1 pseudogene is annotated in these 784 nt (G+C 41.5%); it reads left to right on the top strand.

The features are described 5' to 3' along the window. Positions 1 to 414, top strand: a pseudogene (locus AC1DUW_RS31130) (acetyl-CoA C-acyltransferase); the annotation flags it as partial. Positions 415 to 784 lie beyond the last annotated feature (370 nt).

The raw sequence follows: 784 nt of genomic DNA, 5'->3' as shown, positions 1-784 counted from the left end.
GTCATTGTAGCCTCAAGTGACTATGCGGAAGTAAAAGGACTGAAGCCGATTGCTCGTCTTGTTTCCTGGGACGTAGTCGGAGTAGAGCCAAAGTACATGGGGATTGGACCTGTTCCGGCCATTCAAAGTGCATTGAAAAAAGCAAACTTAACAATCGCAGACTTAGATCTGATCGAAATCAATGAAGCATTCTCAGCTCAGTACCTTGCTTGTCAAAAAGAATTAGGGTTTAACCTTGAAATAGGAAATGTAAACGGTGGGGCAGTCGCATTGGGGCATCCGCTTGCGGCAACCGGAACAAGAATCGTAACCGCACTCATTTATGAATTAAGAAGACGCAATAAAAAATATGGGGCATCGGCTATTTGCATTGGCGGAGGCCAGGGAATTGCGGCAATTTGGGAAGCATTATAAAGATGTGATTTATAGAAATGTATGTTCAAAGTTTAAGGCAGCCCTATTCCAGGGATTGAAAGGGTTTTGTGCACAGCAGACGAAATAACTGATGGAAGTGAAAAATGATACGCAGGGATTCATGGTCAACCTGATTAGGATTCCATATCGAGGCGGTCATGCTGAAAAATAGAAGTTAATGTAGGCTAAATGGTTCAGTGAAAAGGGAAAACAAGTTTCTGGCTAAAAATCAAATTTAGAGGCAAGAAAAAATGGAAGGATTTTTAGAATCATACGGGAGCGAGTGAGTATATGAAAAAGGATCAGAATCTTTTGACAGTTTATGGTTTATTGGAGCGTGCTGTTTCAGGTAAAGAGGATAAAGAAGCGA

It is taken from the genome of Peribacillus sp. P4_C12, assembly GCF_056402095.1.
Note: the sequence above shows the minus strand (reverse complement) of the source record. Positions and strands in the feature narration are given on the sequence as shown.